15 protein-coding genes are annotated in these 23,351 nt (G+C 42.4%); 7 read left to right on the top strand and 8 right to left on the bottom strand.

All coding sequences use genetic code 11. The annotated features are described in order from the left end of the window. The first annotated feature begins 96 nt into the window (after positions 1-96). A complete protein-coding gene (locus LRQ06_RS14995) occupies positions 97-1,224 on the top strand; it encodes an ROK family transcriptional regulator (protein WP_232767823.1) in 1,128 nt (375 codons plus the stop codon). Positions 1,225-1,347: 123 nt separating this feature from the next. Here the strand turns inward: LRQ06_RS14995 and glpK are convergent, their stop codons facing one another. Both glpK and LRQ06_RS14985 read right to left on the bottom strand, forming a co-directional pair. After that, a complete protein-coding gene (glpK, locus tag LRQ06_RS14990; protein ID WP_232767821.1) occupies positions 1,348-2,862 on the bottom strand; it encodes a glycerol kinase GlpK in 1,515 nt (504 codons plus the stop codon). Between the two features lie 44 nt (positions 2,863-2,906). Further along, positions 2,907-3,767 (bottom strand): MIP/aquaporin family protein, encoded by an 861-nt coding sequence (locus LRQ06_RS14985; RefSeq protein ID WP_232767819.1) that lies wholly within the window; start codon positions 3,765-3,767, stop codon positions 2,907-2,909. A gap of 312 nt (positions 3,768-4,079) precedes the next feature. Between LRQ06_RS14985 and LRQ06_RS14980 the strand changes: the two genes are divergently transcribed. The 6 genes from LRQ06_RS14980 to LRQ06_RS14955 all read left to right on the top strand — a co-directional run bounded on the left by LRQ06_RS14980 (position 4,080) and on the right by LRQ06_RS14955 (position 11,823). Further along, positions 4,080-4,841, top strand: coding sequence for a DeoR/GlpR family transcriptional regulator (locus LRQ06_RS14980; protein ID WP_232767817.1), 762 nt, complete (start codon positions 4,080-4,082; stop codon positions 4,839-4,841). A gap of 210 nt (positions 4,842-5,051) precedes the next feature. Then, on the top strand, positions 5,052-6,698 hold the full coding sequence (glpA, locus tag LRQ06_RS14975) for an anaerobic glycerol-3-phosphate dehydrogenase subunit A (protein ID WP_232767815.1): 1,647 nt from the start codon (positions 5,052-5,054) through the stop codon (positions 6,696-6,698). Between the two features lie 6 nt (positions 6,699-6,704). Next, a complete protein-coding gene (glpB, locus tag LRQ06_RS14970; RefSeq protein WP_232767813.1) occupies positions 6,705-8,045 on the top strand; it encodes a glycerol-3-phosphate dehydrogenase subunit GlpB in 1,341 nt (446 codons plus the stop codon). Further along, positions 8,042-9,253, top strand: a complete 1,212-nt coding sequence (gene glpC / locus LRQ06_RS14965) for an anaerobic glycerol-3-phosphate dehydrogenase subunit GlpC (RefSeq protein ID WP_232767812.1) — start codon at positions 8,042-8,044, stop codon at positions 9,251-9,253. The genes glpB and glpC overlap by 4 nt, the downstream gene beginning before the upstream one ends. A 227-nt stretch (positions 9,254-9,480) precedes the next feature. Continuing rightward, positions 9,481-9,915, top strand: coding sequence for a universal stress protein (locus LRQ06_RS14960; RefSeq protein WP_232767810.1), 435 nt, complete (start codon positions 9,481-9,483; stop codon positions 9,913-9,915). Positions 9,916-10,617: 702 nt separating this feature from the next. Then, on the top strand, positions 10,618-11,823 hold the full coding sequence (locus tag LRQ06_RS14955) for a hypothetical protein (protein ID WP_232767808.1): 1,206 nt from the start codon (positions 10,618-10,620) through the stop codon (positions 11,821-11,823). 403 nt (positions 11,824-12,226) lie between these two features. On the opposite strand, the gene LRQ06_RS14950 is transcribed toward LRQ06_RS14955, so the two are convergent. From LRQ06_RS14950 to glgB, 6 genes are all read right to left on the bottom strand, one after another. Beyond that, the gene (locus LRQ06_RS14950) at positions 12,227-13,216 is read right to left on the bottom strand and encodes an MARVEL/CASP family protein (RefSeq protein ID WP_232767799.1); all 990 of its coding nucleotides are present in this window, start codon (positions 13,214-13,216) and stop codon (positions 12,227-12,229) included. 5 nt (positions 13,217-13,221) lie between these two features. Beyond that, entirely contained in the window at positions 13,222-17,166 is a 3,945-nt protein-coding gene (locus tag LRQ06_RS14945) for a toxin VasX (protein WP_232767797.1), read from the bottom strand. Next, complete coding sequence (locus LRQ06_RS14940; protein ID WP_232767796.1) at positions 17,156-17,980, bottom strand: DUF4123 domain-containing protein; 825 nt, start codon at positions 17,978-17,980, stop codon at positions 17,156-17,158. Before LRQ06_RS14940 ends, LRQ06_RS14945 begins: the two co-directional genes overlap by 11 nt. Continuing rightward, complete coding sequence (locus LRQ06_RS14935) at positions 17,980-20,127, bottom strand: type VI secretion system Vgr family protein (protein ID WP_232767794.1); 2,148 nt, start codon at positions 20,125-20,127, stop codon at positions 17,980-17,982. Before LRQ06_RS14935 ends, LRQ06_RS14940 begins: the two co-directional genes overlap by 1 nt. Before the next feature lie 135 nt (positions 20,128-20,262). After that, on the bottom strand, positions 20,263-20,781 hold the full coding sequence (locus LRQ06_RS14930) for an Hcp family type VI secretion system effector (RefSeq protein ID WP_232767775.1): 519 nt from the start codon (positions 20,779-20,781) through the stop codon (positions 20,263-20,265). 287 nt (positions 20,782-21,068) lie between these two features. Further along, positions 21,069-23,246: a 1,4-alpha-glucan branching protein GlgB gene (gene glgB / locus LRQ06_RS14925; protein WP_373054854.1), complete on the bottom strand. Its 2,178-nt coding sequence runs from the start codon at positions 23,244-23,246 to the stop codon at positions 21,069-21,071. Positions 23,247-23,351 lie beyond the last annotated feature (105 nt).

Below are 23,351 nucleotides of genomic sequence, written 5' to 3'. Positions count from 1 at the left end.
TACACTTGATTTGTAATAATGAATTTCAGCTTGTAAACTGGCACTTATCAAAATAAATAAGCTGAAATGTTGTCGCGAACGGATAGCCGTAAAAAGATGAATCAAGCCACGTCAGAAAAACTCAAACTCTCCGCTAATGAAAGAATGCTGCTGAATATTGTCCGGTGTGCACCGGGAATTGCCCGTTCTGCCATTGCTGCAAAAACGAACCTAACCCAGCAGTCGGTCCACCGGCTTCTGGAGGGATTAATTCAGTCAGATTTTATTGTGCTGGGTGAACTGGTCAGTCAGGGCCGGGGGAAACCCAGCCCCGGCATCAGCCTGAATCCGGATGCCTGTTTCAGTGTCGGCGTTTCCTTAAATACGGATACGATTCAGATCATGCTGCTTGATTTTTGCGGCACACCACTGACAAAAACCAGCGCGCCTTTTCCCCCGGCAAACCGGACTCAAACACTCAACTGGCTCAAAGATCAACTCGCTCAATGGAGAGAAATGTATCCCCGGATACAGGGAAAAATTGTCGGCATCGGCTTATCGGTTCCCGGATATTTCACCGGGAAAAAAGGCTTTATGAAGCCTTCCCCGCCACTTTCCGACTGGCAGGAAACCGATCTGTTACAGGAACTGGAAACCATCCTGAATTACCCGGCATGGATCCTCAATAACGCCACCACCGGCGCGATTGGCGAATCGTTATTTGGTGCCGGATTAAGGCATGACACCTTTGGTTATTTATCATTCAATTATGGTTTTGGTGCCGGGATTGTGATTCACGGGGAACCTTTCTTCGGCACGTTTGGTAACGCGGGTGAAATCGGACGTATTTATACCCGGGAAGAGATGCCAATGCGCCCGGCCCTGAATGAACTCATCAAGCGGCTGGCTCAACACGGCATCATGATCCATTCTCTTTCGGAACTCCGCCAGCATTTTTCCCCCGGCTGGCCGGGTGTGGCCTCGTGGGTTGAAGACGTCACACCTTGTTTGTTCCGGGCCATCAATACGCTGCGCGGTGTCATTGACCCCGGCGCCATAGTTTTGGGAGGGGAACTTCCGCCAGCACTGGGAGAATTGTTACTGGCCTCGGTTGAGCGGCACGATACAACCCGCCACCATGATATTTCGGTTCGTCCGGAAATATTTGTCAGCGAAATCAGCAACGATCCCTGTTTATTCGGTGCTGCACTTTTTCCGCTCAGAGACACGTTTTTCCGCCACTAGTTTTTATTTAAGCTAAGAAGAAATAAGCCCAATACATCATTAAAATAATAATAAAAAGCGATACTCATTTCTGAGCATCGCTTGTAAACGGTAAATGAATGGTAATAACGGCGTGAGCCGGAATTACATGTCTTTTACAGCATCACACCAGGCCAGCACGCCTTTCACTGCTCTGCGCCATCCGTTGTAACGTTGCTCTCGTTTTTCTTCATCGTCATGAGGAGTAAATACACGATCAATTTCTGCTTTGTCTGACACTTCATCAAGACTGCTCCAGAAACCAACGGCCAGACCGGCAAGGTACGCCGCACCTAGGGCTGTCACTTCCGTTACTTTGGGTCTCAGAACATCTGTATTCAGAATATCGGACTGGAACTGCATCAGGAAATCATTCGCAACTGCACCGCCATCAACTCTCAGCGTTTCCAGTTTAATACCGGAATCCGCCTGCATTGCATCAATCACATCCCGGCTCTGATACGCAATACTTTCCAGCGTGGCACGAATAATGTGGTAAGAATTGGTCCCTCTGGTCATACCAACAATGGTTCCCCGGGCATAAGCATCCCAGTATGGTGCACCCAGCCCAGTGAAAGCAGGTACAACATACACCCCATTAGAAGTATCCACTTTGGTTGCAAAATACTCAGAATCTTTGGCATCATCAATCAACCGCATTTCATCACGAAGCCACTGAATAGATGCCCCGCCCATAAACACCGAGCCTTCCAGCGCATAGGCAACATTACCATCCGGTCCACAGGCCAGTGTTGTCACCAACCCATTTTTTGACGTGACTTTTTCCTCACCAGTATTCATCAGCAGAAAACAACCGGTTCCGTAGGTATTTTTTGCCTGACCGGCATTCACACACATCTGACCAAATAAAGCTGCCTGCTGATCACCGGCGATGCCCGCAATCGGAATCCGGGTTCCTCCCTTACCGCCAATATTGGTTTTTCCATACACTTCAGATGACGGCTTAACTTCCGGCATCATGGCAAGTGGTATATCCAGAGTATTTAAAATCTTTTCGTCCCATTCCAGTGTATTGATATTGAATAACATGGTTCGGGAGGCATTTGTGTAGTCAGTAACATGAACCCGGCCCTGAGTCATTTTCCAAACCAGCCAGGTATCAACCGTACCAAACAATAACTTACCGGCTTTGGCCAGATCTCTGGCACCATCGACATTATCCAGAATCCATTTCACTTTTGTTCCTGAGAAATAAGGATCCAACACCAACCCGGTATTTTCCCGGATGTAATCCTCAAATCCGTCCACCTCTTTCAGAGTTGAACAAATATCGGCAGTACGCCGGCACTGCCAGACAATCGCGTTATATACAGGCTTACCCGTTTCTTTATTCCAGACAATCGTGGTTTCACGCTGGTTTGTAATACCAATACCGGCAACCTGATCAGACCGGATACCTTTTTTACCAAGCGCTTCGATCATTGTTGAACTTTGAGTCGCATAAATTTCCAGAGGATCATGTTCAACCCAACCAGCCTGCGGATAAATCTGAGTAAACTCTCGCTGAGATACACTAACAATATTAGCATTATGATCCAGAACAACCGCCCGGGAACTAGTGGTGCCCTGATCAAGAGCGACTATATATTGATCGTTCATTTTAAAATTCCTTGTTTCATTTTATTGGATTATTTTTTTATTATTTATATGTGTGCTTCGTTATTATCAGTCACGTCAGTTTCTTCACACTGATTCGGTATCGTACAACCGGTACCAACAGTAGGAAGATAAGCGCCAACCAGCTTTGGATATGCCCAGCTTCCAAAACAGGCTCCGAATGTGGTAGCAAAAACCGGAACCAGAAAATAAGGAATATCTCTCGCCCCGGTTAACGCATAATCCCAACCGGCTAAATAAGCAAATAATTTCGGGCCAAAATCTCGGGCCGGATTCATTGCAAACCCGGTTAAAGGTCCGAAAGAGCCACCGATAACAGCAACCACTACACCAATTAGCAATGGATTAAGAGGACCTCTGGCAGCACCGTTATTCTCATCACCCAATGCTAAAATCGCAAACATCAGCACAGCGGTAATACAGAATTCCACGGCAAATGCTCCAGAAAAAGAAAGTGCTGGATTCGGGTAAGTTGAAAAAATACCGGCAGTCGCTAAAGCCTGAGGTGAATTTCTGGCAATATCATGACTCACCTCCCAAGCAACAAACAAATTGCTATATAGCGCATAAACCAGTGCTGCGGCGCAGAATGCCCCTGCAGTCTGAGCCACAATGTATGGTATGACTTTCCTTTTATCAAACCCCTGAAAAGCTGCAAGACCAATAGTGACAGCAGGGTTAATATGAGCACCCGAAACCCCGGCAGTACAATAAACGCCGATAGCAACAGCAAGGCCCCACATAATGCTGATTTCCCATTGTCCAAATTTTGCGTTGGTTAGTACGAGTGCAGCGACACACCCGACACCGAAAAAAATAAGTAGCCCCGTACCTACAAATTCGGCTATGCACTCACCAAGGAGTGTATGTTCTTTTTTACTAGCCATAGTGTATTCCCCTGGAAATAAATGGAACACTATCCCACATAGATAGCGTGGTTATAATTATAGAGCCACCACCAAAAACGAAAACAAACCGAACTCATAAAACGATCATACGAACATAAAAATGCTAATTTTTTATTCGTTTTTGTTAAATAACGCACAAACATAGTTCCAAATAAAATGGTAACAACCGTAAAACAAACATTCTTATTCTTACAGTAAACAATTGAAAATATTATCCAAATTTAAGGGTTTCCAATCCTATGATGAACAATTAGACTATTATTAGTCACAATTGAATGGACAATATCAACGGTGAAAGCAAATAAACGGCACGAAAAAATTATCGAACTGGTTAAAAATCATGGCTATGTGAATACTGAAGAGCTGGTAGATAAATTTAATGTCAGTCCGCAAACCATCCGCCGGGATCTCAACGAACTGGCCGAGCAAAATAAAATTAAACGCAATCACGGTGGCGCCACTTTATTCACCAGCTCCGAAAACTCATCTTATCAAATACGAAAAATAGCAAACCGGGATGAAAAACAAAAAATCGCTCAAAAACTCGTTGAGCACATACCCGACGATGCTACTCTTTTTATTGATATCGGAACCACTCCGGAAGCGGTCGCATACGAACTTCTTACCAGACATCAAAACCTGAGAATCGTCACAAATAATATTAATGTTGCCTCTATTTTAATGGTGAAACCTGATTTTAAAGTCATACTGGCCGGTGGAGAAGTCCGTAACCGTGACGGTGGAGTGACCGGTGAAGCCACGATGGATTTTATTTCACAATTTCGTTTAGATTTTGGGATTTTAGGTATCAGTGGTATTGATTTCGACGGTTCACTACTGGATTTCGATTATCATGAAGTTCGGGTGAAAAAAGCCATCATAGAGAACAGTCGAAAAGTCTTTTTAGGGGTTGATCACAGCAAGTTTGGCCGGAATGCAATGGTCAAACTAGGACGCATCGATGAAGTCAACCTGGTGATCACCGACCAAACGCCACCAGAAGAAATTTGCAACATATTAAAAGAAAATAGTATCCCGCTCGATATCGTTTAAAATTTTCGTTTACCCACCAACCAGCCTCTCCGGCTGGTTTTTTGTTTCTGATATATGAATTCTGCTCATATATTGAACTCAATCACTCTATTCTGTGCTATTGTTATGATAATTTATTTTCGAACGAACATTAAAACCATAAAAACGAGCGTTTAATTTGTTTTAAACAATTCATTGTCACACTGAAAATGAACAATAACGGGCGAAAAGATGAAGAATCAGTATCAGACAGACGTCATTATCATCGGAGGAGGCGCAACCGGATCTGGGATTATGCGCGATTGTGCTCTGAGAGGCATTGACTGTATTTTGATTGAAAGAGATGACCTGGCTTCAGGAACCACAGGAAGAAATCATGGTTTGTTGCACTCTGGTGCCCGTTATGCTGTTACCGATCAGCATTCAGCAAAAGAGTGTATTCAGGAAAACCGGATACTGAAACGCATTGCCAGACACTGCGTAGAAGATACTCAGGGACTTTTTATCACACTTCCTGAGGATGATTTAAATTTTCAGGATACTTTTATTTCGGCCTGTCAGTCCGCCGATATTGAAACTGAACAACTGTCACCCAAAGAAGCTCTTCTTCTCGAACCCAATGCAAACCCATCCATGCTCGGTGCAGTAAAAGTTCCGGATGGAACACTTGACCCATTTCGGCTTACCGCCTCAAATGTCTTAGACGCAAAAGAGCACGGCGCACGTTTATTTAATCATACTCTGGTGACATCATTAATCCGTCAGAGCGATCAGGTACTGGGGGTTAACTGCATCAATACTCAGACCCACGTTAAATTTCAGATTTTTGCTCATCAGGTCATCAATGCTGCCGGAATATGGGGGCAGGGTATCTGCGAATATGCAGAACTCGATATTAAAATGTTTCCGGCAAAAGGCTCATTACTCATTCTGGATTACCGTATAAATAATCTGGTCATCAACCGTTGCCGTAAGCCGTCCGATGCCGACATACTGGTCCCCGGCGATACGATCTCTCTTATCGGTACCACTTCGGAACACATCGATTACGACAAAATCGATGATTTGCATGTTACCACCGATGAAGTCGATCTGTTACTGAAAGAAGGCACCAAGCTGGCTCCCATCATGGAGAACACTCGGGTTTTGAGAGCCTATGCAGGAGTCAGGCCTCTGGTTTCAATCGATAATGACAGCAGTGGCCGTAATATAAGCCGTGGCATTGTTCTGCTGGATCATGAAAAAAGAGATGGATTGAAAGGATTTACGACTATTACCGGTGGAAAACTCATGACTTACCGCCTCATGGCTGAAATGGCAACGGATGTGGTGGCAGAAAAACTGAGTAACACAACCCCCTGTACAACTCATACCACCCCACTTCCGGGATCTGTCGAATCACCAAAACAGCTGAGAAAAAATGCCAGTATTGCAAAACCAGTTTATGAGTCGGCAATTTACCGTCATGGGGAAAGAGCTTTGTCGTTTCTCTCAGAACAACCCCGCAACCAGAGCATTATTTGTGAATGTGAGATGGTTACAGCCGGTGAAATTGAATATGCCATCAAAAATCTCGACGTCCGAAACCTGATCGATCTGAGACGCCGGACAAGGCTGGGCATGGGCCCCTGTCAGGGAGAGCTGTGCACTTACCGGGCTGCCAGTTTGTTTCATGAATATGGCAACTTATCTGGCTACGAGTCAGGTCAGCTGCTGACAGACTTCCTTGAAGAACGCTGGAAAGGCATTAAACCTATTTTCTGGGGAGATGCGTTGAGAGAAGCCGAATTCAGTTACTGGATATACGAAGGTTTGTTCGGTGCCGGTGATATTGACCATTCCCAAAGCACAGCCAAACATCCTGAACAGGGAGAGTAACGCCTTATGTTAAACTACGATGTGATTATTATTGGAAGTGGTATTGCCGGTTATTCTGCCGCACTGAGATGCCTGGATCACGGTTTGAAAACCGCCATTATCAGCAGCGGGCAAAGTGCACTGCATTTTTCTTCCGGTTCAATTGATCTCTTATCCCACTCTCCTATTTCTCACCAATTAGTAAGAGATCCATGGAGTGAAATAAGCAGGCTTCACACTTCTCTACCACAGCATCCATACGCAAAAATAGGCGTTCGGAATATTCGTCAGGCAATGAGCTGGTTTCAGTCTATCCTATCTGATGCCGGTATACCAATGAGCAGTTTACCCACTCAGGAAAACCATCTTCGTATCACTACCCTAGGGACATTAAAACCGGCCTGGTTATCACAACCTTATGTAAAAAAACTGGATTTTGACTGCCGCAACCTTCAGGACATAAAACAAATCGTCATGGTTTCCATTGAAGGTTTCCGGGATTTTCAACCTAATATTGCCAAAGAAGTGTTGCAGCGCAATGCCCTTCCGGTCGGGAACATCCCCATTAGGATCGTCAAAATTAACCTGAGTGCATTTAATCAGCTACACAGAAATCCAAACGATTTCCGCTCTATTGATATATCAAGAGTGTTACGTAATAAACAGAATTTCGATGAATTCTCTGATCAGTTATCGGCTACTGCAACACCTGATGATTTGGTGATCATTCCGGCAATACTGGGCAATGGAGACGGGTTACAGCTGATGCATAAATTAAGCAATCAAACCGGTTTACATTTTCACGAAGTGCCAACAATGCCCCCGTCATTGTTGGGTATCCGGATAGAAGAAGCTTTAATGAAAACATTTACTCATCGGGGCGGCATTCTGCACAAAGGCGACGAAGTTCTCGGCGGTAAATTCAACACCAACGAAAACAAGTTGCAGTTATCTGACATCCGTACCAGAAAAATGGGCGACCTGACGTTATCCGCCAAACACTATATCCTGGCTTCAGGCAGTTTTTTCAGCAAAGGGCTTATCGCCGACCGAAACCACGTCACAGAACCGGTTTTCGGGCTGGACATATCAGAGACCGGAGACCGTTCATTCTGGCATCAAAAAGACTTTTTTACCCAACACCCTCATGAATTCCTGTCATTCGGTGTTGAAACCGATGAACAGTTCGTGCCTTGTATTCAGGGCCAGAAAGTTCATAACCTGACGTGCGTTGGCTCTGTCTTATCAGGGTATAACCCGATTACTCACGGGTGTGGCGGAGGTATAGCTATCAGTACGGCATACGCCGCGGCTGAAAAAATAATGGCAGAACGAAACCCTAATATACCACTGGAGGCGAGAGCATGAATGTCGCCAAGAAAGATACTACCTTTGATCAATGCATAAAATGCACAGTATGTACTGTCTATTGCCCTGTCGCGAAAGCAAATCCAGACTTTCCGGGACCCAAACAATGTGGCCCGGATGGTGAACGACTGAGAATGAAAAGTCCTGAATTTTACGATGATATACTCAAATATTGTACGAACTGTAAACGCTGCGAAACAGCCTGTCCATCTGGTGTCAGAATCGGCGATATTATCGCCGTCGCCCGGGGAAAATACGGCAAAAAACCACTTAATCCAAAACTGATCAGAGACTACATTCTCAGTCATACCGATCTGTTTGGCTCTCTGGCTACGCCCGTCGCTCCGGTGGTAAATGCAGCAACCTCATTACCCGTAATAAAAAAAATCATGCACAAAACCATTGGTGTGCATAATCATAAATCCCTGCCAAAATATTCACATGGCACTTTCAGAAAATGGTTTAAAAAACAGGAATCCGAACAAGCGCAGTTTTCCAGACAAATCAGTTACTTTCACGGATGTTATGTTAATTACAATCATCCTCAGCTGGGAAAAGATTTCATCCGGGTAATGAATGCCATGAATATCGGTGTCCGTCTTCTGGATAAAGAAAAATGCTGTGGAGTTCCTCTTATTGCAAATGGCTTTTATGATAAAGCCAAAAAAAATGCGGAATTCAACATTAAAAATTTAAAACAATCCATCGATTCCAACAGTGAAGCCATACTCTCTACTTCTTCAACCTGTTCCTTTACCCTTCAGGAAGAGTATCCTCATGTTCTCGGTGTCGATAACCATCAGGTCGCCGATAAAATTCATTATGTGACCCGCTTTTTACTCAAAGAGTTTATGAGTGGCAATATGCCCCAAATGAAGCCATTGAACAAACGCATCGTTTATCATACACCGTGCCATCTGGAAAGAAGTGGCGGCAAAATTTTCACTATTGAAATGCTGAAAATGATTCCGGGACTGGAAGTCATCGTCCTCGACAGCGAATGCTGTGGCCTTGCAGGAACCTATGGCTTTAAAGAAGAAAACTACGATACTTCCATGAAAATCGGTGAAGGTTTATTTGAACAAATTAACCATTCAAATGCTGACTACGCAATCACTGACTGCGAAACCTGCAAATGGCAAATTGAAGAAAATACCGGTTTAAGCTGTATTCACCCTGTCAGCCTGCTGGCTGAAGCACTTCTATAACTCAGCAAATCATTACAAAAATAATGGTTACCTGTCACATTTATCTGTAAGTCCTCACTTACAGATAAATGGTCATCGTCAATCTATACTAATATGAATAAAGTTGTATTTGTAAGAATGAAACTTTTGTATGTCACTGCCCTACTTTAGATGAATATATTGTCAGTGAGTATTTGATTGCGACATTTATGAAATCTGAAGTAAATTCAATCAGGTAGGAGTTGAATATGACTTATAAACATATTTTAGTCGCTGTTGATACAAATGAAGATTTGGAAAACATCGTAAGTAAAGGAGTGAATATTGCGAAGAATAATGAGGCCGACATTTGTACAGTACACATTGATATGAAGCTTGAAAATTACTATATCAGCCCATTAGAATTTGATGCAGAAAAATACGATAAAACATCCAGAACACATTCCAAAGCCAATTTACTTGATAGATTGAAACGTATTGGTTTTCCAATTAAAAATTCGATTATCTGCTCTGGTGATATACCCGTAAAAATTCAGGAAATGATTGATCGCTACGAAATAGATCTGTTAATTATCGGGCACCATCATTATGGTAAATTAGGACAGGTTTTCATTTCCACCGCCGCCCCGTTAATTGAAACAATGCCATGTGATATTCTACTGATTAAATTGACTAATGATTAAAGCACCCAGACAGTGGCGTATTTAGGTCATAACTGAATACGTCCTGTTTCTCACGATTCCGTAATAGTTCTTAGCATATAATCTCACTCAGCAGAAACCGTATTTGCTCATCAACAAAGCTTTCAAACTCCCGGATATCCTTTTCTCCATGACTCTTTAGCCAGAGAAAAAATCAGATCAATCCCCTGGCCGATGGCATTCTTTATAACCCCAATGCCCGAAAAACATTCCTCTACAGCTATTGATAAATTGGGAAGTCATTAACTTTCAGCACACGCCATTATAAAAATAAATCAATGATTCCCTTTTATGAATATTTAGTGACAGAGTTGGCAAAAATTAGAAACCGGTTTCCAATTTTCTTCTAGATGTGTACAAAGTGTGCACTAAAGCACATATTTATTTCAAATATATGAATAACCTTATAGCTGTTTTAGAGTAATTAAACGTATAAAATCATAAAAAATCATCGATAAAGCATAAACACAGCGGTGGTCAATCTTTGTTTTATCTTTATTTTTTATTTATTATGGAAACCGTTTTCCATAATTTGCCAATTTATGGAGTATGTTTTCCCTAATTTAATTTAGGTATGCCTGCTCTGATAGCAATACGTGATGATGCTCTGAAACTGTTAAAGCAATGAAACAACGAAACAACGTTTGCCAAATAAGCAGACCCTACACTTATAGGATAGAGTTAATGAGAAAAAAACTATTAGCATCCTCGATTGCTATCAGCTGCGCATGCTGGTCTCTTTTATCAGCCCCGGTATTTGCCGACACATCGGTTGATCAAAAGGCCCTTGATGCACAAATGCAACGTATGGAAGAAATGCATAAAAGCTACGAAGCAGAACTGCTTAAAATGACTCAAATGCGTAAGGAGTATGAAGCCAGACTGGAACAAGCTAAAACGGAAGAAGCTACGCCAGGTGCTATGAGTGAAGAATCCTACGAAAAGCTTAAGTCTCTGGTTGACAGAATTTATTTTTACGGTTTTTTCAGAGCGAAATACGATGTTGATGATTTAGATACAGATGTCGGCTCCGGAACCAACAACCGTCACTTTTATTTAGACTTCGAAGCTAAAATGAAAGTCAATGATAACTGGAATGCCTTCTTCCAAAGCGAGACGAGAAAAGGCTATACCGTCAATCAATCCTGGCGTGAAGGGGATGCCGGAAGCAGTGACCAGGATGGCACAGTTCAACGTATCTGGACAGAAGGTAATGTACACGGTGTCGGTGTAACTGTTGGTACCAAATGGTGGGGACTGGGTTTTCAGGCTGTGCCATTCGGCCACGCAGCCGATGGTATTCAGTTTGATTACGACGTCTATAAAGACTGGAACGCAAAAGCCTTCTGGTGGCGGCCTCGTCAGGGTGATCTGATCTCAATGCCGAATGGTCAGGAATCATCAATCTATGGTACTAACCTTACCGGTAGTATCACGGATGAGTTAGCAACCAGTCTGACGGTTGCTGGCAACGAAAACCATGGTGACGATCAAAAAATGAGCCGTATGGCAGCTGCTGAACTTCAGTGGAAAGCGTATAAAGACATAACGTTGACCGGTAGTTTTGCCTGGACAAATGCGGATACCGATAACACCAGCCAGGAATACCGTATTGACTATAAAGCAACCGATTTAGACAAGATAGGCTCTTACAATTTATATGCACGGTATATTGATTTTGAAAAATACGGTGACTACTCACACGATGACGAATGGGGTTCTCTTCCATCCGATACCCAGGGATGGATCGCCGGTGTGAAATATGTATTGTTTAAAAATGTTGTATGGGAAACATTCTACTCAATACAAAGAAGAAACCGTTCCGAAGAAGCAAATGGCTTAGGAGGGCACAGAGATCTATTCAGAACACAAATCGATTTTCATTTCTAAACTGCTTTATGCTTAACACCTAAAATTCATGTCTGTTCTTTTGCCGCATTCACTCAGACTCTGTGAATGCGGCCTTTTTTTGTCTATTCACAAACTATTCATAAATATCAATCTCAGGGCCACTTGCCGGTATTTTCTTTTGCTTTTCCACAATCTCTTTTAACGTGGCCATATACTTTCATTTGTCATTGAACGCCAATATCTGGGATTGCGACCCGTTTTTTTATCATCTTCAGCGGTTATCGGATCCAAATTTCTGAATGGTTCTAACATGGGAATATCGGGTAATGGCTGACTTATATCCATATAACGCTGAATTACATTCCAGAAGCGATGATAGTCAGCCACCGGGGCACAAGCATTAAACGATAACTAAGAATATCCAGAGTCTTTTAAGCTAAACCTATGTAGCCTGAAATATATCTATCTTATTTCCCAAGGTTTCATTAAATCCACTTTGCCTTCTCTCAATGGCAAGCATGGCATCAACATATTCCTGATCATTCATATCTCGCCAATACGTTGGATTTCTACCGGTTTCTTCATCATACGCTTTCGTTGTTGGATCCAATGATCGAAACTCTTCTAAATAGTAGGTATCCGGTAGAGGCTGGCTGATATCCATATATAATTGAATCATATTCCAGAGACGGTAATAATCTGAAGAGACCCCTTTCACTGAAAGAATAACATGCAGTGGAACGCCTTCTGCATAATCGGTATAACGATGTTTCAGCATTAAACGGTGATTTAATGCTCCCCCCGCAACCGGAATGGTCTGAAAAATACAGTCAAATTCTAAAAAGGGATGAGAAAATTTAACACTGCCATCTTTATCAAACAGCGTCACCATCCCCGTTTCCCGGTTAAGTTCGAAGTATTTAAATGAGGCTAATTTCTTTTCAATTGCCTTTATCCGAAATCGCCCTGACACATGCAACTCCTGATATTTCCATATAATTAAACCCGGTAATCCAAACAGAAAAAAATACCAAGAAAAAAAAACAAGTGTTGAAGAAAAACTATCCCCGGCAAAAAGAAAGAAAAGACAGCTAAGAATCGTCACTGGCCCAACAAACAAAACAAATACTTTCCCAAGTAAGCCGAGTAACGATAACGCACTCATCCAGCCATTACCCTGAAAAGCCATTAAGGTTTTATGATTCCAGTCATCTAACTTCCCCCCATTTTCTTGTCTTATTCTCTGGTAACCACTTGGTAGTACACCGCCGTAGACTTTAGTACAAATAGTCCTAATTGGCTGCGTCCAGGGTAATATCTCTTGGCCCGTCTCAAGAATGCGGGTAAATGTCGATTTGTTTTCGGGCGGTACCTGTAACGAAGTAGCCTGACTGTTATACGCTGTGTGTGTGTAGTGTGTTTCTGCTTGCATAGTTATCAATCCCGAGTATCAGCCCAATACGCATTTTTAGGTATGGCTGGTGCATCAAACATGTATTGAATAATTCCATGAGTCTGACCATCAGAAAAATTCGCCACAGATTTAGCAATTTTATTATCTTTTAAATACTGCAGTGTCTCTTTATATTCATCTAAAGACGGTTGAGGGAAAATATAATTACCCACTTCTATCTGAGCAAGGGCTTCAATTTCTGTCGAATACATTGTCGTATACCCGCCAAAACCTGAAACAAACGGTTTTTGAGCATACTCAGACTTAAACAGATACAGTTTTCCATCGGGTAACTCTATCACTTTAAAAGGTTTTATTGATACAGGTTTGGATTTTTGATTTGTCACCATACCGTTACTGATAATGGTTTTAATGTCTGTTGCCTGAAACTTCTGATGGAATTTAATATCTTTGGCTTTTAAGCCAAAGAATGCCATCGCATTTGTGGACAAACGAACAAAATGTGTTGCACCTTCTTGCTTGCACTGAACTCTTAACTGTTTGGAAAGTTGGGCTTCTTGTTCGTCGGTCAATTTATATTGAGTGGATGTAGAACTGATAATTCCTGAATATAATTGTACACAAACAAAAATATTTAATAGTTGTAGATACGCTACCTGAGGATCCTCTCTGATAAAGTCATAATCTGAACTATGGTCTGCTTCATAACCAAAAACGCTTTGTTTAATCCACTTTTCCAAAGGAGAGTCTGTCCATAATGCACCAAGCAGGCAAAAGATGGACACCAGTGCAAAAATAATCCAGCCAATAATAGGAATGGATAAAAAGGAAACAGAAGTGATAAATACGGTCAGAATGGAGCCAATAATCAGGATAGTACCGGCAGCAATCATAGCTAACCCGGCATCAGTATCACCATGACAAAATAAAACAATTCCCTGAACGACAAGTAAACACCCCGTCAAAACACCAAACACAGCACCAGCAAGAGTCAGAAAAGTAATTTCACCGCCCACAGCCAAACCAATACGAGAGGCACTACTTTCTGCTGCTTCTGTTGCCGATACCCCTGCACTATTAGCATTCAGTTTGAATGCTTTAGCAAGCCCTTTACCAATACGTGTTTCTTCCGCATTCCAGAGCGTCTTAAAGGTATTTTGTGACAGAGTCTCATACACCTGAGCAATAGCAACTCCAGAATCTCCTAAAGCACTGAGGATGTTTAATTGATCTAAAAAAGCTGGTTCATATCCTAACTTTTTCTTTTGCATATAAACACTCATCGCAGAATGCAAATTCCACATTTCAAAAAAGAGGAACACCATAGGAATTCCTGCTTTCTTATAGGCTGAAGCAGCATTAAATTTATCCATGTGTTCGCCCCGGGCAATATCTCTCACATTCTTACTTTTATATCGCTTCAAATCCGCAATATTATTCTCAAGCGTTGGCGCTATTTTTGCCGCTTCCGGTGACTTATTTTTATCAATGAAGAAGGCTTTTACCTGACTAAGTGTTGTGTTTTCACCTGCCCCAAGTCTTGCTTTGCTGGTACTGGCAACCGTGTTACCTGATGCATCATGAAAATCTCCGGTCATACTGGTTCTTGTTCCACCACGACCAAAATTATTGGTTTTCTCCTGATGAACTGGCGCACTGTCTACTCTTAACAGGTTATTACCAAATTCTTCAATAACACCGGCATTATTTGTCCCTTTCATATAAAGCATGATCATATCCAGGTTTGGATTTGCTTTAAAGGTTGATTTAAATGACAAACCATCTGCAATTTTTGACATCCACGCTTTTGAATAAGCCGATACCTTGGTCATTAGTTTACCGATATGCATTTCTTCCAATGCATTCTGAACAGTCTTTAAATCCTTTCTTAGATTTTCAGACTTACTGTCGTAGGTCATTTTTGCAGTTAATGCCGCAGTATAATAACTACTAAACATGTTATTCACTTTATCCAATATAAGCCGCTCTTGATAAAGTGTGTAACCTTCAGCTAAAGAACCTGTTTGAGCTAGGGAGGCAATAGCTTCTGGTTGTTCTAATACATAATTCTCATCAGGCTTAATATCCTGAGACCCAAGACGAATAATATGAGCTAATTGGGCAATACCTGTACCGTCATTCACATAATCTGCATTCAGATAATCTTTGGTACTTGTTGTCCCCTCAATATAATTGCTGACTTCATCATACTCATCATCTTCACCAAGTAAGGTCAGCTTCAGTGGATGTTTGCTATCATTAAAGAATAGTTTGTTTAATTTAATGAATAAGTTAGGGTCTCTTATTTTTTCATATTCCGGTAACAAACTATCCTGATCGTGAGAATCCAGTTGTATTGCATGACGACAATTGTTCACGATATTGTAAGCCCCTCGGGCTCGCTCATTGTCGTTCAAACTAGTAATGTCTCTAAGCGCAAAAGAAAAGGACTTTTCTGTTAAAGCATCAAATACCGTTTGCTGTAATTCTCTAATATCTCGACGAACAAAAAGCCGAAGATAAGTTCGCATTGTCTTGTGGTAGATACTATGTGATGCATACCGATAGTTTATATTATCGGCAAATTTGTGGAGTGGATTTTCTTTGTCACCATATTTAGGTGGGATAACAAACATTTGCAACAACTGTGCACTCCTAAAATCTCTTTGAAGAGTTGCATCTGTATGAATAAACTGTAAATATTGTTGAGCACTCACTAACACAGCATTATGATGGCGAAGGAGAAAAATCGGATCATTAACAATACAAAAGCGTAGCTTTCGTTTTTGGGCATCCAATAAGTAATTACTTTTTGCCTCTGCTGTCCACGACTTTTCAATGTCACAAGATAAATCGCCTAGCTCTTTTTCTTTATTCCGAGCATCAGAGACCAATTTCTTTGCTACTTTTGTTTTTTCACTATTGCTCGAGTGATCCGTAATATCACCAGAGTCATCAGCTGTTTCTTTTTTCTTGAAGCTTTTATTAAGATCTTCAGACAGTGAAGTCATTCTGGCTTTGTATTCAAAAAGGATGTCATGATCCTGAGTATAATCATCTAATTTTTTATATTCATAACTCAAATGTCTGGCTTGATTAAGACGCTCTAATAACTTTTTTCCTGTTAAATCCCGGTTAAAAGCAATTGGATTAGATAGTTTTAATTCAAACTGTTGCTCTCTTGCTCTCATCTCTGGTAAGTCTGTCGAAAGCTGATACGAATGAGCAGTTAATTTTTCCATTCTCTGAAAAATATGCGATTCTTTTTCTTCGAAATATTTTAATCGCTCCATACTCCACTGAACTTCCGAGTATGCAATATAAAGAGAAGAAACATTCTTATTATTATCTTTAACCGGTATCCAAATATCTTTCAAAGCAACCCCGGTTGGTTTACGTTGATCAGAACCGATTTTAAATTCCTTATCTCTTCCTTTTCTGTAGGAATACAAGTTGATATCTCTGAATTCAGGTAATCCATCCTCTGTTGAGGTGATTTTTATTTCGCGCCAAACTTTACCTTTATATGCAATATACAAATACCCTTCTTTCAATGGAGCAACACGATCTTTGTCATCCACTTTTGAGATCGTTTTCCCATCTTTCGTTATAATAGATGGCATCAACGTCATCGGTACTACGGACTGTAGCAGGTAATCCTGATCTCCACTTCTTAAGTTATAAGATGTCACATCTTCAAATAACGGGAGCTTAATCGGCTGATCTTCTGTCGGAATACTCAACCAAACATTGCGATTTTCTGTTTCATCACACCAATCCCAGCTAAAGATCGACGTTTCCTCTTTTTCATCAACTTCCTGCTTATTTTCCAGAGCCTCCTGTTCCGTCATGTTCGTCAGATCATAAAATTGTATCGCCTGCTCTTTACCATGTTGTACGCCAGTCACTTCAACATAGAATTTCTTTCCTTCACAAGCGGTTTTTCCTACATATGAACTACCTGACATGAATAAGCTCCCTAACCATTGTTTCTTTTATTTGTTTTAATTTGTCGAACTGATCTAATGAACTGAGTTGTTTTTGATCGAATATAAATTTATCAATATCTGCCTTTTCTTTATGGACAAAATTCCTCAGAGAAACAATCAAAGAGAGATGACTCAACCCAACCTGTTCTGTAAACGTTTTGACTTTCAGTTGGTGAGTCCAGTTGATTTCTGAATGACCATTCTCTTTCATCCATTCAACAATATCTTTTTCATCCATTTGCTGGATTAAGGCATTATGCTGAGAATAAGCAATACTCCAGACGCCCCTCTGAAGCTCTGCATCAGGACGATTGTCAGATGGACTGATTAACACCCAATCATCAGCACAACTGTGAATTTGACGATAGACAAGCACAGCCAAAAGCGGCGCTAACCACTGCGATGTATCCTTCGGCTCTGATAACCCAAAAAAATAACTGGCGACGGCCGGATGATAGAAATGAAATAAGCCTTTTCGGTTTCCATCGAAAAGAATGTTCATTCTTAAACGTAAATGATCGATGACCTGCTCAAAAGAAACGGTTGATTCGGCAAAAAAATACAAAGAATGAGAATCCGGTAACTTCTCTGTAATAGGGTCATCCGCATCTTTTAACTGGATCAATACCGGACTTTTCTCAATTAATGGTTCAAGCATGGTTTCAACATACAATGGTTCTATTTCATGCTTATCAAGCACAGAATAAACCTGCTCACGCATGCCTTCATAATCACTAATCAGGGCATACCAGTTTCCATCCAGCCCAAGATCATAATAAGACAAATCAACCATTACACATTATTCCCACATGGACAATCACTTAACGGACAGGTTCCATCCGATCGCTTCTGACATAGCTGAGTAATGGGTGTACCCTGAGCTAAATCATATTGCACCTGCTGAAAAACCACCGGCTCTGCGGATTTCAGAGTCGCAGCTGCAGAAACCAGACTCGCTGTCACCTCATCCTGCACCAACTCATCCGGGGCTTTCAATGCCTCAAGCGTGGTTGGTAACTCAGCCACTTTGCCCGCATAACCGGAGCCGCTACCGGCACTGCCACCAGAGTTCAGCCCGATTTTCGGGCCAATCACATGCGCACCTGCGGCATCAAGCTTGATAATTCCGCTTCCTCCTTTGAGAGTCACTTCATTACCCGCCTGCAATACAATTTTATTCGACGCTTTTAGATGCACTTCCTGACCAGCCTGAAGCGCCGTTTTCTTACCCACCTTCTGTTGCAGAGACTGACCCACATTCAGACTGCAATTATTGGCAATTTTAATCCTTTGCTCCCCATCAATGGTCAGGTGATCGTTAACTTTTACATTGGAATAACGGTCATTATCAACCGTAAGGTGACGGTCATGTTTTATATGGCGGGTAGCATCATTTTCCACCAGCGACTCTATATCCTTCTGAGCATGAATATAAATCTTCTCACTGCCGGACTGATCCTCAAAACTGAGTTCATTGAACCCTTTCCCCTGATGACTTTCAGTACGGATCACCGTCTTCGTCTTATTATCCGGTAATGTATAGGGAGGCGTATTTTGGGCATGATAAGTACGACCGGTTACGATTGGCTGATCCGGATCGCCATTTAAAAACGACACTATCACCTCATGGCCGATACGGGGAATCATCATCATACCATACTGAGCCCCGGCCCAGCCCTGAGACACCCTGACCCAACAAGAACTTTGATCATCTCCATTGCCGTAACGATCCCAGGGAAACTGCAGTTTCACCCTGCCATACTCATCGCAATAAATCTCTTCTTTATCCGGCCCCACAACTAACGCAATCATCGGTCCGTCAACTCTGGGTTTGGGTTGCGGTGTCGCCCGCCAGGTAATGTTCGCCGGAATCACCGTAAACTGATTGGCATAAGTGGTTGCGCCATGTCCGCCCATTTCTTCCAGAGCCTGAGGCTGAGTTCCCTGATGCGCTACCGCAACTAGCAGCCAGTCGCGGTTCATTTCAGCGTTAATATGATCCGTCAGCACAAATGTGCTTCCGGCTTTAAGATGAGACTGATTGCTTTTCCCGGTTGCGGTATGGGCATTACGGCGCAGATATTCCAGCCGGACCTGATTAATCAGCTTGCCTTGTGCATCATCTTTAAAACGGCCGGGGGCATCAAAATGTTCGTAAGTATGCAACTGATATTCCATATCAGAGCCCTGCGCCGACTGAGCAAAATGGTAAGCCGGCTTTTTAAAACTGTAATCCTGCATGGCAATACGGTCTGGCTCCGACTGGCGGTGTTCATCCATCTGAGAAACATAAGGCGTATCGGTTGTCCCACCTGACAGTACATTGTAAGGCACACCTTCTCCAATATCCGGAAGACTTTCACTGCTATCGGTGAAGAATAAAATGTGCCGGTCATCTTTATGAATGAAGCTGTAAACCAGCCCTTCTTCTGCCGCTAAGCGGTGGAAAAAGTCCAGATCCGATTCCCGGTACTGCACGCAGAATTCCCGTTTAGCGTACTCATTTTTCAGCGCATAGGTGTAATCGGTAATGTTCATTTCCTGCAGCAGGACCGACAAAATCTCCGGTACACTCTGCTGCTGGAAAATGCGGCTGTTATGACGCAATGACAAACGTTCTAGAGAAGGCACCACTGTGATCGAGTAAAACGTATGATGGTGTCCGGTATCACCTTTGGAAAAAGAACGTACAATACCATGAACTTTCTGGACTACTTCTCCATTACGCACAATCTGAAGCAATGCTTTACTGTCCACGATATCATCCGCCGTTAAGTCCATACGGCGGCTGGCCAGTTCAATCTGATACCGGTAACCAAAACAAGGTCTTCCGGCCCAGTCAACGGAATCCGAAATGGATTCATGTCCCTGATATTCCCGCACCACTAACGTATCATCATCTAAACCATCGATGGTTATCTGAAAGCCTAACGTTGCCATTTGTATCCTTTTCTTTTTATAGGTTTGTTTTATACGGCGAAAACCTTAAGCGCCATACACTCATTAAAATGCATTGCGCTTAAGGCTTGAAAAGTCACCTGCCGGAGCAGGCGACTATGAATTCGAGACGTAAAATTACGCTTCGATTGGTTTACGCCAGTCATCAGCACCTGAAGTACCAGAATTAACGTGATCCCAGGTAATTTTACGGTAAGACATAGACACAGTTAGGTTCTGAGTGAAATCTGCATCTTTAGGATCCTGACAGTGTGGCATTTCACAACGAACGTCAACGATGGTGGCGTTTTCCAGCGTGGTTGTGAAGAAGTTTTCCTGTTTACCTTCGATTGAAGTGCGGTACCATTTCAGTTTCACCGATGTCATTTTTTCACCAGAAGACAGCGCATTGTAAAGTAGCGGCACTGCTTTGTTCAGGTTCACAGTAAATTTGAATGGTTTGTGAACACGCTGACCGGCAGGCTGACCAGATTGAGGATCAGTCGGTACTGTCACCACGTGATCAAACTGCTGAACCAGCATTTCATCTTCATGACCTTCAACGTAAGCATCACCGATAGAGTCAGAAGTACATGCACCGGAAGTGATAAGACCCTGAGTTTCCCCTTCAATAGAGATATAACATGGAGTTGGCATTGCAAATTCCTTATATATGTGTGAGTCAAGCAGGACTCACGAATTCAACTGAAATTGTTAGATGTGTTGTGTTTTCACAAACACGGTCACAGAAGAGCAAGGACAATGCCATTTTTTGAGGTAATAAAAATCAATAAGTTATAAATACACTATCATCAATTGAGCAATATATTGCCCAGACGCAAGCAATATATTGCTTATTTAGCAAAGAATTACTTCAAAAAAATACCCGATTCACACTGTAAATCGGGTAATCCCATTCAAAGGTAGTAATATTTTAAAAGCTGCTATGCTTTTTTGAATTTATAAAACACCGTTGATAGCGGAGGTAACTGCACCAGAATAGACTGATCCAGCCCTTCGCTCTGAACTTTCTGCGTTTTAATCAGTTTAGTGATAGGGAAGCTGCTACCGTAATATTTTTTATCGTCGGTATTCAGTAACAATTCATAGCTGCCGGCAAGAGGGACTCCCAAACGAAAACGCTCATGTGGAACCGGAGTAAAGTTTGAAATGACTAAGATACGCTCACCCAATTCACTCATACGCTCATGTGCCAGAACACTGGCATCAGCCGAATCCGATAACCGCCATTCAAAACCTTTTGGCTCATTATCACATTCAAATAACGCCTTTTCTTTGCGATAGAGTTTATTCAGATCCCGGGTCAGTTCTCTTACTCCCTGATGACGTTCATAATCCAACAGGAACCACTGAAGCTGACTGTCATGCTCCCATTCACCGGTCTGACCAAATTCCGCCCCCATAAAGTTCAGCTTCTTACCCGGCTGACCATACATATAACCAAAATAGGCTCTCAGGTTAGCCGTTTGCTGCCATTCATCTCCCGGCATTTTGTTATGCAAAGAGCATTTACCGTAGACCACTTCATCATGTGATAAAGACAAAATATAGTTTTCGCTATGAGCATAGATTAACGGAAACGTAATCGTATTGTGATGATATTTGCGGTGAATCGGCTCATGCTGAATATACTCCAGGCTGTCATGCATCCAGCCCATATTCCATTTGAACCCGAAACCCAAACCGCCAACAAATGTTGGGGCGGAAACTCCGGGATACGCCGTGGATTCTTCAGCAATGGTCATGGCATTAGGGAAATGCCGATAGACTTCCTCATTCATCCATTTTAAGGTTGCAATGGCGTCATAATTCTCATTCCCGCCATCAATATTCGGAACCCATTGATCGTGACTTCGGGAATAATCCAGATACAACATCGATGCAACCGCATCCACCCGGATCCCATCGATATGATAAAAATCAAACCAAAAAAGTGCATTAGCAACCAGAAAGCGACGAACGTGCTCTTTACCCATATCATAAATGAACGAATTCCAGTCCTGATGCCAGCCCCTTTTCGGATCCGGATCATTAAATAATGGCGTACCATCAAAGTTATTAAGACCATGCCCATCTGCCGGGAAATGCGCAGGCACCCAGTCAACAACAACGCCGATGCCCGCCTGATGGCAAAGATCAACAAAATATTTGAAGTCATCCGGCGAACCATACCGGCTTGAGGGCGCAAATAATCCCACGGGCTGATACCCCCATGAGCCATAAAACGGATGTTCGGCAATGGGCATCAGTTCAACATGGGTATACCCCATGTCTACCAGATATGGAACCAACTCATCGGCTAATTCACGGTAGGTCAGGAATTCATTATTCAGTCCCCGTTTCCACGAGCCAACATGAAGTTCATAAAATGACAAGGCTTCCTTTCTCTTTTCCGTAACAGGTCGGTTTTGCCATTTTTTGTCACGCCATTGATATTGAGAATGGTCATAAGTGACAGAAGCAAGAGAAGGAAACTGCTCGGAATAATAACCCCAGGGATCCGCTTTATGTGGCAGCCCTTCACCATTCGGGCCTTTTATTTCAAACTTATACTGAGTCCCGACCGGTAAATCAGGAATAAAAATACCCCAGATGCCATAATCAAGCCTCTGCATCGGATGACGCCTGCCATCCCACTGATTAAAACCACCAACCAGGCTACAAGCAGAAGCATGAGGAGCAAAGACCAGAAAACGGGTTCCCTGAATTGTCTTTCCATCACGCTCCTGAGTCACCAGTTGGGCCCCAAGATTTCGGTACATGTTCACAGGAGTATGCAGATCTTCATATTCCGCATAAATAGAGTGATACTGGTACGGATCATCTATAACCTGCTCAACACCATCCCAGTCTATCGCGAGTCGGTAATGTGTAAATTTAAGATCATTCTCAGCAAAAAGAACAAATCCATCGCCCTCCTGCTCCTTCGTCAGTGGACGTCGGTCACCATCATCCAGTAATAAATCGACCCCCGTTGCACCCGGCATCCATACTCTGAGCACCCCCTGTTCCGGTGAAAGATACGGACCTAAAAATGAAAATGGATCAGCAAAAGCCGCCTTATTTAAAGACTGATAAATTTTTTGCTTTTTAGATAACACTTTTTTAGTTGTAACGGTTTTCAATATCCCTACTCCTAAACCTGCACATGGAGAAAAATACCCGTCAGACACGGGTATTTATTTAAAAAACAATGTGTTTAAATT

It is taken from the genome of Vibrio salinus, from assembly GCF_021272385.1.
Lineage (GTDB): Bacteria > Pseudomonadota > Gammaproteobacteria > Enterobacterales > Vibrionaceae > Vibrio > Vibrio salinus.
The sequence above is the reverse complement of the archived record's forward strand: the minus strand, read 5'-3'. Positions and strand labels throughout refer to the sequence as shown.

Coding starts and splice junctions, on each gene's coding strand:
- LRQ06_RS14995 (WP_232767823.1), top strand. CDS start 97: ATGAATCAAGCCACGTCAGAAAAACTCAAACTCTCCGCTAATGAAAGA.
- glpK (WP_232767821.1), bottom strand. CDS start 2,862: ATGAACGATCAATATATAGTCGCTCTTGATCAGGGCACCACTAGTTCC.
- LRQ06_RS14985 (WP_232767819.1), bottom strand. CDS start 3,767: ATGGCTAGTAAAAAAGAACATACACTCCTTGGTGAGTGCATAGCCGAA.
- glpA (WP_232767815.1), top strand. CDS start 5,052: ATGAAGAATCAGTATCAGACAGACGTCATTATCATCGGAGGAGGCGCA.
- glpB (WP_232767813.1), top strand. CDS start 6,705: ATGTTAAACTACGATGTGATTATTATTGGAAGTGGTATTGCCGGTTAT.
- glpC (WP_232767812.1), top strand. CDS start 8,042: ATGAATGTCGCCAAGAAAGATACTACCTTTGATCAATGCATAAAATGC.
- LRQ06_RS14960 (WP_232767810.1), top strand. CDS start 9,481: ATGACTTATAAACATATTTTAGTCGCTGTTGATACAAATGAAGATTTG.
- LRQ06_RS14955 (WP_232767808.1), top strand. CDS start 10,618: ATGAGAAAAAAACTATTAGCATCCTCGATTGCTATCAGCTGCGCATGC.
- LRQ06_RS14950 (WP_232767799.1), bottom strand. CDS start 13,216: ATGCAAGCAGAAACACACTACACACACACAGCGTATAACAGTCAGGCT.
- LRQ06_RS14945 (WP_232767797.1), bottom strand. CDS start 17,166: ATGTCAGGTAGTTCATATGTAGGAAAAACCGCTTGTGAAGGAAAGAAA.
- LRQ06_RS14940 (WP_232767796.1), bottom strand. CDS start 17,980: ATGGTTGATTTGTCTTATTATGATCTTGGGCTGGATGGAAACTGGTAT.
- LRQ06_RS14935 (WP_232767794.1), bottom strand. CDS start 20,127: ATGGCAACGTTAGGCTTTCAGATAACCATCGATGGTTTAGATGATGAT.
- LRQ06_RS14930 (WP_232767775.1), bottom strand. CDS start 20,781: ATGCCAACTCCATGTTATATCTCTATTGAAGGGGAAACTCAGGGTCTT.